The sequence below is a fragment of the Bradyrhizobium sp. B124 genome (genome assembly GCF_038967635.1).
GTDB lineage: Bacteria > Pseudomonadota > Alphaproteobacteria > Rhizobiales > Xanthobacteraceae > Bradyrhizobium.
The window spans coordinates 6797533-6810214 of sequence record NZ_CP152413.1 but is presented as its reverse complement, the minus strand read 5'-3'; the positions used below and the strand labels follow the sequence as shown (position 1 = coordinate 6810214).

The following is a 12682-nucleotide window of genomic DNA, read 5'->3' as shown; positions in this document are numbered from 1 at the left end:
TGAAACATGTCCAAAGCATTGGAACGACGTGCAAAACTGCGCGAAGCGCTGATCGAGGCGGCGGAACGGGCAATTGCGGCAAAGGGTCTCGGTGGCCTGAAAACCCGCGAACTGGCCCAGGAAATCGGCGTCGCCAATGGCGGCGTCTACAATCTGGTCGAGGATGTCGATGAGCTGATCCTGCGCGTCGGCTCGCGTACGCTGGCCCGGCTCGATGCTTCGCTGTCGCTGGCCGAGATCCGCGGCGCGGCCGCGCCGCGCGAGATGCTGGTCCGGATCGCGGTCGCCTATTGCGACTTCGCGGCCGACAATCTCGAACTGTGGCGCGCGCTGTTCGAGCACCGGATGCAGCCCGGCAAGCCGGTGCCGGAATGGGCGATCACCGAGCAGATGGAACTGTTCCGCCACATCTACAAGCCGCTCGCGGCACTGTTTCCGCAGCGCTCGCCGGCGCAGCTCGGCGTCACCGCGCGCAGCCTGTTCTCAGCTGTCCACGGCATGGTCGCGCTCGGGCTGGAGCACAAGCTGATCGCGGTGCCGATCGGGGCGCTGCGCAGCGAGATCTCCACTTTGACGCGGGCGATGGTCGACGGCCTGACGGCGAAGAAGGATTAGGTAGGCCGCCTGGCCCCAGCGGGGCGCAGCGGTCGAGGTCAGAAAAGGGGCAAGCCACTTGCGGAATGGCCGAACCGTAGCTATCTACTTCAGATCGAGTTTCGGCCGAACGACTTGGCCTCGCCGCTGATAGCGTGCCTGACTGACGACCCTCACCCCCTGAACTTCGAATTAGCCTGCTGCGCTCTCGGGTGCCGCTCCAAACACGCATCTATACTAAAGGACGATGTTCCATGAGCTTGGGAACTGTGAAGTGGTTTAACGGCCAGAAGGGTTTCGGCTTCATTCAGCCGGACGACGGCGGCCAAGACGTTTTCGTTCATATCAGCGCCGTCGAACGCGCCGGCATGAGCTCCCTCAACGAGGGTCAGAAGGTGTCTTTTGAAATCGTTGCAGACCGCCGGACCGGCAAATCTGCTGCGGACAATCTGCGCGCGGTGTAAGCTGCGGCAATTAGCCATGCTGCTTTGACCACGGATGAACTGGCAGAGCCTCTGGTTACGCGACCCCGCGACTGGTCACCCGGCCGCGGGGTTCTCTTTTATCAACACCGCGCGCAATGCCCGCCAGGATCAGGACTTGAACCGTCTGCCGGCGAACCGGCCTGCGCATCGAAGCAGCTGAGGTCGCGAGCGTGTCCACCAGTATCGATCCGGCGCCGCAGCACGACGACATCATGTACCCGCAGGTCCTGCCGTTCGTGCTGGTCCATTTGGGGTGTCTGGCGGCGATCTGGTCGGGCGTCTCATGGCCGGCGATTGCAATTTGCGTCGCGCTGTATTGGCTGCGCATGTTTGCGATCACGGCCGGGTATCATCGCTACTTCTCGCACCGGGCTTATTCGACCAGCCGGGCGTTTCAATTCATCCTTGCATTCCTTGCCCAAAGCAGCGCCCAGAAAAGTATCCTTTGGTGGGCTGCGAAACATCGACATCACCACCTTCATTCGGATACCGAGCAGGATGTGCATTCACCCCGGCACAAAGGCTTCGTGTACAGTCATCTCGGCTGGATCTTCTATCGACAGCACGATGCGACTGATCTGACGAAAGTTGCGGATTTTGCCGCGTATCCGGAGTTGATGTGGCTGCACAAATTCGAGGTTTTGCCGGCGGTCGTGGTCGCAGTCCTGTGCTTCCTCATTGCCGGGTGGCCGGGGCTCCTGGCCGGTTTCTTCTGGAGCACCGTGCTGGTGTATCACGCAACGTTTTGCATCAACTCCCTCGCACATGTTCACGGACGCAAGCGATACGTGACGGGCGATGACTCCCGCAACAATTGGCTGCTGGCGCTGGTTACGATGGGTGAGGGTTGGCACAACAATCACCACGCCTATCAAAGCAGCGCGCGGCAAGGCTTCCGCCGGTGGGAGATCGACGCGACCTATTATGTCCTGGTGGCCTTGTCCTGGTTCGGTGTCGTCTGGGATCTCAAGGCGCCGCCCGCGCAGGTTCTCCGCAACGAGCAGCGCCTGGGATCGCGTGTGATCAAGCGGACGGCTGAGCAGCTTGCCGGCCGTTTCAACCCCGAACACATTGCGCAGGCGATCAAATCCTCAATCCACGAAACCGGATTGTCGGTGCGGGACGCGCTTTTTCTGTTGCAGCATCGTGCCGATTTGCATCTGCCCAGCATGCCAACGCGCGAGCAGTTGTTGGCTGAAGCCCAGGCCATGTTCGCGAAGACGCCGTCGCTGGACGACATCGTCGACCGTGCACATGAGCTGCTGGTGGAATCGGTCTGCTTCCTTCTGGCCGTTCCGCCGCCGGTGGCCGGGGTAAACCCGAAAGCTTGAGAGAGCGGTAGCATTTTGCCTCGGGCATCCCCATATAGAGTCAATGACCAACTGGCAAAAACCGAGCAAGCGCGAAGCACCCAAGACCAAGGCCGAATTGCGCGAGATGCTGACCGAGGCCGTGCGTAACACGCCGAGCCCGGACCAGGCGTCGAAGCCGCGCCCGGCAAAAGCCAAAAAGGCTGAGGCCGGGGCCGCCGACGTCGATTAAGTCGCGCGCCACGCGACCGGATCGCCCGCCCGGGATGCGACCGAATTCCATTCGCGACGAACGCGAGAATCTTCGTGAAGGAGCAGCATGCGCAAGCTTCCCAAGCCCACCGAACAAGAGATCAATGAGGGACCGCAAGCGGTGTCCTTTCAGATTGCGAACGGAAACGCGCGGCAGGACTGCATCCTGCAAACCACATTCCCGACGAAGATGCAGGCGCACAAATATCTTCTCGCGAATTGGCCGACCTTCGAAAAGATGGCTCGCGATGCCCTTGCGGCGGGAACCATTGAAGGCGGCCGGATCAAGCTCGCGATGATCTGAACAGCCGACGGAAGCGCCTAGTCTTTACGGCTCCATCGTGTAGGCGCGCCCGGGTTCGAGCGCGTAGATCGTCAGAAAGCGCAGCGGCCGTTCCGGGTCGCAATTGCGAAATAGCGTGTGCGGAACATCGGCCCGATCCTGCAAGGTCTCGCCTGCCCGATATTGCCGTGGCGCCTCGTCGCCATAGGCGGACTCGGCAACACCTTCGACGATGAAGATCACGCCGCCGACAGGATGCCGGTGCAGCGGAGCAACCCCGCCGGGCGGATAGGTCACCTCGGCAACGACAAGCTCGCGCTGATCGCCGGGCAGTTGCAGTCGCTCGAGGGTCTTGCGCGTGACGCCGGCAAACCCGGCTTGCCGGGCGTTCGACTGCCCCTCGTTGCCTTCAGCCATTGGAACCCTTTCTCGTCTCGCGAACGCTTGTGTTCGGATCGCATCGCAAAGCGATAACTATGGGCGCGCTGCAACGGCGCAACAAGGTGCCCGGGCCATTTCAATCCGTGCAACACATCCGAGCCGAAGTCCTTGCCACCCCTGCTCCGGCGTTGCAGGATTCCGTTGCCGAAAACCTTCAGCAGTGGGCCTTGCATGAGAACGAGCATCGTTACGACGCGATTGTCGGGAGCAGCCTTCCTGGCGCTCATCCTTGCGGCATCAAGTGTCACGCCGGCGTCGTCGGCGCCGGCCGTGCCGGAATGCTCGATGTCGGTGACGTTGGCGGATTGGGGCGAGAATTCGACCGGCGATATCGACGTCGCAGCAGGCGAAAGCTGCCAGATCCCGATCGGGATCCGCGGCACGGTGACGGACTCGTCGATCTCGCAAAAGCCGGCCTATGGCAAATTGAAGAAGATCAACGCATCGACCTTCGAATACAGGGCGAAGGCCAAGTACAAGGGCAGCGATACGTTTGCCATCAAGGCCACAGGTCAGGGACCGAAGGCCTCCGGCACCTCGGTCATCACCGTGCGCGCCACGATCAAGTAATCGCAACGGCGATGTGCTCCCTCGCCCCGTTCTTACGGGGAGAGGGTTGGGGTGAGGGGCTGCCTCCGCACATATGGTGATAGCTGGGTCCGTAGAGACTCCCCCTCACCCGGAACGCATCTAGCGATGCGTCATAGCCGAAGCTCCGCTCCGGCGTTCTTGGGGACGGCCGCCAAGGGCGGCCTATGCCTCTCCCCGCAAGCGGGGCGAGGTGAAGTGGAGTCCGCGGCGCGATCTACGCCGGCCGTGCGCCGGTGCGGATGATCGATCCGACGTGCTGGCCGCGCAGCGCCGCGGTGAGCCGGCCGGGAACCAGGCCGTTCACGACCTGCACGCGTTCGATGTGCCGTGCGTTCGCCATCACCTCGAGCAGCGCGGGATCGAACGGCAGCGTCCCCTTCAGCTTGGCAAGATCGGCGAAGCTGGTCTCGCGCAGCAGCTGGGCCTTCTTGCCGTCGGGACCATTCGGATCGTCGCTGTACAAGCCGTCGACGTCCTCGACGATGGTGAGGCCGGCGGCGCCGAGCGCATCGGCGATCAGGAACGCACCAGTGTCGGCGCGGTGCAACGGGATGCGCGAGACCGGGAATTCATGATGGTGATACGGCGGGAAGGCGCTGCCCACCACCGCGCGGGCCGCGGAGAGATGGATCGCGAGCTGGCTCGCGATGGTCGGATGCTCGATATAGGACACGCCCTCCGGCGCGAGCAGGCAACCCAGAATGTGGCCATTCTGGCCGGCCTCGCTTGCGGCGAGCGGCGCGAGCGAGCCGACCGGCAGTCCGAGGTCGAGGCCGACGCTGTAGAGATGGCGGGCGCGGATGCCGGCGCCGGTCAGGATCAGCATGCGGTGCTCTGGCAGCAGCGCGCGCAGCTCGTCGACGATCGGCAGGATCGCTTGATGGCCGCGATCCATGATGGAGCGGCCGCCGATCTTCACCACCTGCACCCAGGGCAGCAGCGGGATCGGGCGTCCGCCGGCAACGGGACGGGTGAGATCGCTGTCGAGCAGGGTCTGGCGAGCGAGCGGCGAAGCGACGTGCTTGATGGTGTCATCCATGGTCGTGTCCCTGCTCAGTTCGCGGTGATGATGGTGCCGACATGCTCGCCCGCGAGCGCGCGGGTGAGATTGCCGGGGACGAGGCCATTGACGACCTGCACCTGGCGGACATGGCGCGCGGTGGCGAGCAGATCGAGCACCGGAAATTCGAGGATCGAATCCTGCAATCCCTTCGCCTTCATCTCGGCGACCGAGATCTTCGGAATGAAGGTGGCGCCCTTCGACGTCTTCGGGTTCGCGGTGTAGAGGCCGTTTTCGTCCTTCACATAGATCATCGACTTGCAGCCGAACTGCTCGGCGACCAGGAAGCATCCGGCGTCGGTGCGGTAGGGCGGGATCATGCCCTCGGCTGCGGGCCGCATCCACAGCCCGTAAGGCGGCATGCCGCTGAAGATCACCGCGTTCACCTCGGCGAGATAGAGCGGCACCGCCGAAAGCCCGGCGCCGCTGACCGCGGAGATGCCGTGCTTGGCCAAAAGCTGGCCCAGCATCACGGCGTTCTGATCGGCGACGGAGGCGCCGAGCTGCGAGAGCACGCCGGCCGGCAGCCGAAGCCCGGCCGCGATCGAATAGAGATGGCGGGCGCGGGTGCCCGCGCCGGTCCCGATCAGCAGCTTGTGCGCCTTGCGGGCGGCGACGATCTCGTCGACCAGCGGATAGACGGCGGCGCGGCCACGGTCGATGACGCTCTGGCCGCCGATCTTGATCACCGCGGCATCCGGCAGGATCCGGAAGCTCGATGCCGCCTCCGCCGTCGCCAGGAGCTGCGGATCGGTCAGCGACCGCTGCATCAGGAGCGCCTCGAGCTCCGCCGTCGTGCTTGTCATGAGAAACGTCCTTTCTCCAATGCGCCTGGCATTGCTTTCGTCGGCCCGCGACATCCGAACCGGTCGCCACCGGCGGCTCGCAAAGCCCGCATCCGAACCGCACTGGTAGCGATAGTCCGGGCGGGTCTCAAGATGCAACGGCGATGATGCCGCGCGGCTGGCAGCCATTTTTCTGGCCACCTGACCTCACCGATCGGTCGCCGGCAGCTTGACGGTCACGCGCAGGCCTGAACGTCCGGCACCGGTCACATTTTCGAACAGAACCGAACCGGCGGCATGATCGACGATGCGCTTCACGATCGAGAGCCCGAGCCCGGCGCCCTCGCCGCTCGGCTGACCGCCGCGAAAGAACGGCTCGCCGATCCGCGCCAAATCCTGCGGCGGAATCCCCGGCCCGGTGTCCTCGATCTGGATGACGGCCATTCCGTCCTCCCGACCGACGGCAAGATCGACAGCCCCTCCGTTGGGCGTGAACTTGATTGCGTTCTCGACCAGGTTCCGGACCGCCGAGATCAGGGACAGCTCGTCGGCGTTCACCGCGACCTCCTCGACCGTCGTGAAACCGAGATCGATGTTGCGCGCTGCCGCCTCAGGCAGCAGATCGGCGACGACGCCTTTTGCGATCTTGTCCAGCTCCACTGGTCCACGCGCGATGGCCGGCGCAGCGTCCTGACGCGCCAGCGCGAGGAGTTGCTCGAGCAGATGCTTGGTGCGCCGCATGCCGCTCTTCAGCGCATCGAGCCGGTCGCGCGTCTCCGCCGGCATGTCGAGGGAGGCGAGATTTTCCGCCTGCAGGCTGAGCGCGGTGACTGGCGTTCGAAGTTCATGGGCCGCGTCGGCGATGAAACGCCGCTGCTGGTCCATCATGACGCGCACCCGTCGCAGCAACCCGTTGATCGAGCCAAGGAACGGCTGCAGCTCGCTCGGCGCGCCCGTCGCCGGCAAGGCACCGACGTCATCCACCCTGCTCGCATCGAGATCGCCGGCGAGGCGCAACATCGGCCGGAACGATCGGGCGATCACGAATGCTGTCATCAGCAGCAGACACGGCACCAGCGCGGCAATGGGTAACAGCGTGCGCACCGCCATATCGCCCGCGATCTCGGTGCGAATCTCGGTCTGCTGCGTCACCGCAAAGCGGCTGCCGTCCGGCCGGGTCCGAAGCAGCACGCGGATCGGCTGGCTGTGATAGACATCATTGTGCAGCCCATCCGTCAGTCCCCAGAGCCGGCGATCGTCGGCAGCGCCGCGCGGCGCCTCACCGAGCTCGACGACGGCGACCTCGGCTTCCGCGTCGACGCCGGTGACCGGACGGCTTTGCCGGATCGGAGCGCTGAGCGCGAAGCTGCCGATCTGGATCAGGACCGAGTCCTGCATCTCGATCGCTTCGCTGTAGGCCCATCGGTAGGCCAGGAGTCCGCCGACGGCGCCCGTCAACAGGATGATCGCAGTGAGTCCGACGAACAGGCGTCCGCGCAGCGATCTCATCATCTCGAACGATCCACCATCCACCCGACGCCGCGCACGTTCCTGATCGCCGCGGCGCCGAGTTTTCTGCGCACGGCGTGGATCAGGAACTCGACCGCGTTGCTCTCGACCTCCTCGCGCCAGCCATAGATCTGGCGTTCGAGCTCGGCACGGGACAGGATCGTCCCCGGCCGCGCCAGCAGCGCCTGCAGCAGGGCGAACTCGCGTGCGCTGAGCACGGCTTTTTCTCCGCAGAAGGTGGCTTCCCGCGTGGCCGGGTCGAGATGAAGCTCACCGTTCGTCAGCACCGGCGGCGCTCCGCTGCCCTCGCGCCGCAGCACCGCGCGCATGCGCGCCAGCAACTCGGCGATCTCGAACGGCTTGACCAGGTAATCGTCGGCGCCGAGATCGAGCCCCCGGATGCGATCATTCAGCGCATCGCGTGCGGTGAGAATGATCACGGGAAGCCGCGAGGCGCGCTCCCGGATCGCCTTGAGAACGTCGAGACCGTCAGTCAACGGCAGGCCGAGATCGAGCAGCGCAATGTCGTAGGTCTCGCTGCGGCTGGCTTCGATGGCGAGATCACCGTTGCGCACCCAGTCGACCGCATAGGCGGCATCCCTCAGCGCCTCGACGACGGCGGCGCCGATCATCCTGTCGTCCTCCACCACGAGCACCCGCATCGCCTGGCAATCCATCCCGATCCGCGCCGGGAGTAGGCCCGGCGAAACTCCGTCGCACCGAACAACCCGCGACGCCTGCGCGATCATATCAGTTTCGACTTAGCCGCGGCTTAGGGGCTTTCGGCGCCCAGATGGCGGCCGCTCCGCCCACCTAAGCCGGGGCTAAGTCTCGCAGGGCACGCTCCGTTTCGAACTCGGCGGAACCGCCGACCCTGTCAAAGCGGAGCTTCACACCGTGCTGGATATCAGACCCATCGGCCGCAGCATGCTGAACAAGGTCCCCGAAGTCACCCTCGTCTTCTGGCTGATCAAGATCATGTCGACCACGGTCGGCGAGACCGGCGCCGATTACCTTGCCGTCCATGTCGGCCTTGGCACCAGCGTGACCGGGCTGCTGATGATCACGCTGCTTGCCGCAGTGCTGGCCATCCAGCTGCGGATGGACCGTTACGTGCCATGGGTCTACTGGCTGACGGTCGTACTCGTCAGCATCGTCGGGACGCAGATCACCGATGCACTGACCGACAAGCTCGAGATCAGCCTCTACGTCAGCACGGCCGCCTTCGCGATCGCCCTGGCCGCGACCTTTGCGATCTGGTTTTCGGTCGAGCGGACGCTGTCGATCCACAGCATCGTGACCCAACGGCGCGAATTGTTCTACTGGGCCGCGATCCTCTTCACATTCGCGCTCGGCACGGCTGCGGGCGATCTTGCGACCGAAGCGCTGGGCCTTGGCTTCAACGTCGGGGTGGTCGCGTTCACGGCACTGATCGCGGTCATCGCCGCAGCTTACGCACTCGGCGCCAATGCGGTGCTGACCTTCTGGCTCGCCTACATCCTGACGCGTCCGCTCGGAGCATCGTTCGGCGACCTGCTGTCCCAGGCCCGCGAGTATGGCGGCCTCGGCTTCGGCACGATCTACACCAGCCTCGCCTTCCTGACGGTGATCGTCGCGCTGGTCGCCTGGCTGTCGTTCGAAGGCGACGCCGGCGGAAAGCCCGAGGCGTCGCCCGGCGCGTGAATGCGACACGCGCCCCAACGGACACCCATCGAAGCCCCTCACACAGGAGAACCACCCATGAACAAGACGACACTCGGCCTTGCGACGGCGATCGTTGCGCTCGCAGTCATCCAGCCGCTCCCCGATGCCAACGCAGGCCTCAAGCTGCTGCCGCACACGCAGACGGCCGCCGCCAGGCTCGGCGACCTGATGCCATTTCGCAGCATCGCCGCCGATGTCGCGGCACTGGTCGACAAGGGCGACCTGGCCGGCGCCAAGACGCGGATCAAGGATCTCGAGACCAAATGGGACGAAGCGGAAGCCGGATTGAAGCCACGCGCGGCCGCGGACTGGCACACGGTCGACAAGGCGATCGATCGCGCGCTCGAGGCGGTGCGTGAGACCAATCCGGATGCCGCCAAATGCAAGAAGGCGCTCGCCGAACTGCTGTCGATCATGGACTCGATGAAGGCCTGATCTCTCCATCCATCATTTCGACCACCGCCGGCGGCATCGTCCGCCGGCGACCGGCCTCCCGGAGCGAAGAACCCATGGAATTATTGTTGCACGACACCGCCGCGGACGAGCGCGCGGGAAAGGTCCCCGCCGTCACGCTCGGCTTCTGGGTCATCAAGATTCTCGCCACGACGCTCGGCGAGACCGGCGGCGACGCCGTCACGATGTCGATGAATCTCGGCTATCTCGTCGGCACCGCGATCTTCGCGGTCATCTTCGCTGTTGCCGTCGCGGCGCAGATGGCGGCGAAGCGCTTTCATCCGCTGCTCTACTGGACGGTGATCATCGCGACCACGACCGTCGGCACGACCTTTGCCGACTTCGTCGACCGCTCGCTCGGAATCGGATATCTCGGCGGCTCATCGCTGCTCGCCGGACTGCTCGTTGTGTCCCTTGCCGCGTGGCATCGTACCATGGGAACGGTCTCGATCGCGTCGATCGACAACAAGGCGGCCGAAACCTTCTACTGGATCACGATCCTGTTCTCGCAGACGCTGGGCACCGCGCTCGGCGACTGGATGGCCGACTCCACCGGCCTCGGCTATCGCGGCGGCGCCATCGTGTTCGCCGCCGGCATCGCCATCGTTGCCGCCGCCTATCTCTGGACCAGGGTGTCGCGCACGGTGCTGTTCTGGATCGCCTTCGTCCTGACCAGGCCGCTCGGCGCGACTGTCGGCGATTTCCTTGACAAGCCGCTGGATCACGGCGGCCTTGCGCTCAGCCGCTACACGGCATCGATCGCTCTCGCCGTTGCGATCGCCGCCCTGGTCTTCATCCTGCCGCAGCGCGCGGGGGAGCACGCGTGAACGTCAAGCCTCTGGCCGCACCGGACATCGTTCTCTGAGTGCGGGCAGGTTGGCGCGTCGCGATCATCGTCTCGCGATTGATCCGTTCGCGGTCGATGGTCCGTCGCGAACTGCATGAACGGAGCCCCTCGATGTGAGGTGGTTCAAAGCGAGGTCTAGGACGTTTTGCCGCAGTTCGTTTGGCCAGCGGGTGTGACGCCCGTCATAGATGCCGCGCGCATATTCTGCGAACCTGATCTTGATACTGTCTGCTTTTTTGACGCGCTGCTCTCGGCCCAATGACGCTGGTTCAGCACCAGCCCGTTTCGCGAGCACAAATTGATTGCCTTGCACCTTGGACATTAGCCGGCTTCGACCGGCGCACCACGAGGACGCAAACCATGGCCAATACCGCACCGGTCGTCACGATTGGCAACCACAGCCTGTTGTACAATCAGTGGCAGAAGATGCAGCCATGGCTGACTTATTTCGACGCCGACGGCAATCCCGCGCAGAGCTTTCAGTTCTTTGACGGTGGCACCGCCGCGACCAGCGGCTATTTCTGGACTCCCAGCAATAGCCATTGGGATGCCGGCACCGCCATCGATGTTGCAGCGTCTGATCTCTCCGATGTTTGGCTGCGTGCCGGTTCGGTCGGCGGCTCCGAGACGCTCTGGGCACGTGCCTTCGACGGGACGGACTGGAGCACCTGGACCTCGTTCACCTTCACGACGATTCCAAACACGCCGCCCGTCGCGACGATCAACGACCAGCAGCTGCACACCAACACATGGGCGCAGGTCACGAACTGGCTGAACTACTCCGACGCCAACGGCGATGCCGCGACCAAGTACCAGTTCTGGGACAGCGGAACAGCCGCCACCAGCGCGTATTTCTGGACTCCCACCAATTCCCACTGGGCTGCCAACACCGTGATCGACGTTTCGGCCGCTGATCTCGCCAATGTCTGGGTCCAGGGCGGCTCCACGACCGGCTCCGAGACCATGTGGGTCAGGGCGTTCGACGGAACGGACTGGAGCAACTGGGATACCTTCACGTTGACGTCGACGAATTCGGCCCCCGTCGTGACGATCGGTGATCATTCCATCCACGTGGGCCAGTGGGTGACCGTCGGCAACTGGTTGACGGCGTCGGATGCCGACAACGATGCGATCACGAAGTACCAGTTCTGGGACAGCGGCACGGCCGCGACCAGCGCCTATTTCTGGACGCCGACCAATTCCCACTGGGACGCCAACACCGTGATCGACGTTTCGGCCGCTGATCTCGCCAATGTCTGGATCCAGGGCGGCTCGGCGACCGGTTCGGAGACGATGTGGGTCAGGGGCTTCGACGGCACCACGTGGAGCAATTGGGATACTTTCACGCTGACGTCGACGGTCAACACGCCGCCGGTCGCGACCATCAACGACCAGTCGGTTCACGTCAATCAATGGGTCAAGCCCGAGGGCTGGCTCAGCACCAGCGATGCCGAGGGCGATACGATCACGAAGTATCAGTTCTGGGACAGCGGCACGGCCGCGACCAGCGCCTACTTCTGGACTCCGACCAATTCGCACTGGGATGCCAACACCGTGATCGACGTTTCGGCGTCCGATCTGGACAATCTCTGGATTCAGGGCGGCTCGGCGACCAGCTCCGAGACCATGTGGGTCAGGGCGTTCGACGGTACCGCCTGGGGCAATTGGGACAGCTTTAACCTGACGTCGACGAACACGGCCCCGACGGTTGCGATCGGCGATCATTCGCTGAACGCCGCGCAGTGGGCACAGCTCGTCAACTGGACGACGGCATCCGACGCCGACGGCGATGCGATCACCAAATACCAGTTCTGGGACGGCGGCTCGGCCGCCAACAGCGCCTATTTCTGGACGCCCGCCAATTCACATTGGGCAGCCAACACGGTGATCGACGTTGCCGCGTCCGATCTGGCCAGTGTCTGGGTGCAAGGCGGCACCGCCGGCGGTTCCGAGACCATGTATGTGCGGGCCTTCGACGGTACCGCCTGGAGCAATTGGGACAGCTTTACCCTGACCTCGCTCCCCAACCACGCGCCCGTCGCCTCGATCAACGATCAGACCTTGCACGTCAATGAGTGGAGCCAGGTCAGCAACCTGTTGTCCTACTCTGATGTCGACGGAAATCCCGCGACCGAGTATCAGTTCTTCGACGGCGGCAACACCGCCGACAGCGGCTACTTCTGGACCTCCGCGAATTCCCATTGGGCGGCCAGCACCGTCATCGACGTCAGCGCCGCGGCCGTCGATGACGTCTGGGTCCGCGGTGGCGCCGCCACCGGCGCCGAGCCGATGTATGTGCGCGCGTTCGACGGCATCGACTGGGGCGCGTGGCACGCATTCGTGCTCACGACCATCGTCTAGCTGCCTG

At 64.3% G+C, this 12682-nt stretch carries 15 protein-coding genes; 10 read left to right on the top strand and 5 right to left on the bottom strand.

Translation table 11 applies throughout. The features are described 5' to 3' along the window. The first annotated feature begins 6 nt into the window (after positions 1-6). From AAFG13_RS32460 to AAFG13_RS32440, 5 genes are all read left to right on the top strand, one after another. The gene (locus AAFG13_RS32460; RefSeq protein ID WP_097671726.1) at positions 7-615 is read left to right on the top strand and encodes a TetR-like C-terminal domain-containing protein; all 609 of its coding nucleotides are present in this window, start codon (positions 7-9) and stop codon (positions 613-615) included. Between the two features lie 233 nt (positions 616-848). Continuing rightward, the gene (locus AAFG13_RS32455; RefSeq protein ID WP_092123914.1) at positions 849-1058 is read left to right on the top strand and encodes a cold-shock protein; all 210 of its coding nucleotides are present in this window, start codon (positions 849-851) and stop codon (positions 1056-1058) included. Positions 1059-1291: 233 nt separating this feature from the next. Continuing rightward, complete coding sequence (locus AAFG13_RS32450; protein WP_212314325.1) at positions 1292-2410, top strand: acyl-CoA desaturase; 1119 nt, start codon at positions 1292-1294, stop codon at positions 2408-2410. A gap of 43 nt (positions 2411-2453) precedes the next feature. After that, positions 2454-2621, top strand: coding sequence for a hypothetical protein (locus tag AAFG13_RS32445; protein ID WP_212313761.1), 168 nt, complete (start codon positions 2454-2456; stop codon positions 2619-2621). Between the two features lie 87 nt (positions 2622-2708). Then, the gene (locus AAFG13_RS32440) at positions 2709-2945 is read left to right on the top strand and encodes a hypothetical protein (protein ID WP_176529167.1); all 237 of its coding nucleotides are present in this window, start codon (positions 2709-2711) and stop codon (positions 2943-2945) included. Positions 2946-2969: 24 nt separating this feature from the next. On the opposite strand, the gene AAFG13_RS32435 is transcribed toward AAFG13_RS32440, so the two are convergent. After that, entirely contained in the window at positions 2970-3341 is a 372-nt protein-coding gene (locus tag AAFG13_RS32435) for a cupin domain-containing protein (protein ID WP_212313762.1), read from the bottom strand. A gap of 195 nt (positions 3342-3536) precedes the next feature. On the opposite strand from AAFG13_RS32435, the gene AAFG13_RS32430 reads away from it, so the two are divergent. Beyond that, entirely contained in the window at positions 3537-3935 is a 399-nt protein-coding gene (locus AAFG13_RS32430) for a hypothetical protein (RefSeq protein WP_249131914.1), read from the top strand. A 235-nt stretch (positions 3936-4170) separates the two neighbouring features. On the opposite strand, the gene AAFG13_RS32425 is transcribed toward AAFG13_RS32430, so the two are convergent. The 4 genes from AAFG13_RS32425 to AAFG13_RS32410 form a co-directional block, all read right to left on the bottom strand. Continuing rightward, positions 4171-4995 (bottom strand): molybdenum storage protein subunit alpha, encoded by an 825-nt coding sequence (locus AAFG13_RS32425; protein WP_342709322.1) that lies wholly within the window; start codon positions 4993-4995, stop codon positions 4171-4173. A gap of 14 nt (positions 4996-5009) precedes the next feature. Then, positions 5010-5822 carry a uridine kinase gene (locus AAFG13_RS32420; protein WP_212313772.1) on the bottom strand — a complete coding sequence of 271 codons (813 nt, stop codon included), beginning with the start codon at positions 5820-5822 and terminating at the stop codon, positions 5010-5012. 186 nt (positions 5823-6008) lie between these two features. After that, entirely contained in the window at positions 6009-7313 is a 1305-nt protein-coding gene (locus tag AAFG13_RS32415) for an ATP-binding protein (RefSeq protein WP_342709321.1), read from the bottom strand. Then, positions 7310-7972 (bottom strand): response regulator transcription factor, encoded by a 663-nt coding sequence (locus AAFG13_RS32410; RefSeq protein WP_212313780.1) that lies wholly within the window; start codon positions 7970-7972, stop codon positions 7310-7312. The genes AAFG13_RS32415 and AAFG13_RS32410 overlap by 4 nt, the downstream gene beginning before the upstream one ends. A gap of 244 nt (positions 7973-8216) precedes the next feature. Here AAFG13_RS32410 and AAFG13_RS32405 point away from each other — a divergent pair, with 244 nt between their 5' ends. The 4 genes from AAFG13_RS32405 to AAFG13_RS32390 all read left to right on the top strand — a co-directional run bounded on the left by AAFG13_RS32405 (position 8217) and on the right by AAFG13_RS32390 (position 12675). After that, entirely contained in the window at positions 8217-8993 is a 777-nt protein-coding gene (locus AAFG13_RS32405; RefSeq protein WP_212314329.1) for a hypothetical protein, read from the top strand. Between the two features lie 57 nt (positions 8994-9050). Next, entirely contained in the window at positions 9051-9449 is a 399-nt protein-coding gene (locus tag AAFG13_RS32400; protein ID WP_212313782.1) for a hypothetical protein, read from the top strand. A 74-nt stretch (positions 9450-9523) separates the two neighbouring features. After that, positions 9524-10294 carry a hypothetical protein gene (locus AAFG13_RS32395; protein ID WP_212313784.1) on the top strand — a complete coding sequence of 257 codons (771 nt, stop codon included), beginning with the start codon at positions 9524-9526 and terminating at the stop codon, positions 10292-10294. 380 nt (positions 10295-10674) lie between these two features. Continuing rightward, complete coding sequence (locus AAFG13_RS32390) at positions 10675-12675, top strand: hypothetical protein (RefSeq protein WP_342709320.1); 2001 nt, start codon at positions 10675-10677, stop codon at positions 12673-12675. The last annotated feature ends 7 nt before the right edge of the window (positions 12676-12682 follow it).

Coding starts and splice junctions, on each gene's coding strand:
- AAFG13_RS32410 (WP_212313780.1), bottom strand. CDS start 7,972: ATGCGGGTGCTCGTGGTGGAGGACGACAGGATGATCGGCGCCGCCGTC.
- AAFG13_RS32425 (WP_342709322.1), bottom strand. CDS start 4,995: ATGGATGACACCATCAAGCACGTCGCTTCGCCGCTCGCTCGCCAGACC.
- AAFG13_RS32395 (WP_212313784.1), top strand. CDS start 9,524: ATGGAATTATTGTTGCACGACACCGCCGCGGACGAGCGCGCGGGAAAG.
- AAFG13_RS32460 (WP_097671726.1), top strand. CDS start 7: ATGTCCAAAGCATTGGAACGACGTGCAAAACTGCGCGAAGCGCTGATC.
- AAFG13_RS32440 (WP_176529167.1), top strand. CDS start 2,709: ATGCGCAAGCTTCCCAAGCCCACCGAACAAGAGATCAATGAGGGACCG.
- AAFG13_RS32415 (WP_342709321.1), bottom strand. CDS start 7,313: ATGATGAGATCGCTGCGCGGACGCCTGTTCGTCGGACTCACTGCGATC.
- AAFG13_RS32400 (WP_212313782.1), top strand. CDS start 9,051: ATGAACAAGACGACACTCGGCCTTGCGACGGCGATCGTTGCGCTCGCA.
- AAFG13_RS32450 (WP_212314325.1), top strand. CDS start 1,292: ATGTACCCGCAGGTCCTGCCGTTCGTGCTGGTCCATTTGGGGTGTCTG.
- AAFG13_RS32430 (WP_249131914.1), top strand. CDS start 3,537: ATGAGAACGAGCATCGTTACGACGCGATTGTCGGGAGCAGCCTTCCTG.
- AAFG13_RS32390 (WP_342709320.1), top strand. CDS start 10,675: ATGGCCAATACCGCACCGGTCGTCACGATTGGCAACCACAGCCTGTTG.
- AAFG13_RS32420 (WP_212313772.1), bottom strand. CDS start 5,822: ATGACAAGCACGACGGCGGAGCTCGAGGCGCTCCTGATGCAGCGGTCG.
- AAFG13_RS32455 (WP_092123914.1), top strand. CDS start 849: ATGAGCTTGGGAACTGTGAAGTGGTTTAACGGCCAGAAGGGTTTCGGC.
- AAFG13_RS32445 (WP_212313761.1), top strand. CDS start 2,454: ATGACCAACTGGCAAAAACCGAGCAAGCGCGAAGCACCCAAGACCAAG.
- AAFG13_RS32435 (WP_212313762.1), bottom strand. CDS start 3,341: ATGGCTGAAGGCAACGAGGGGCAGTCGAACGCCCGGCAAGCCGGGTTT.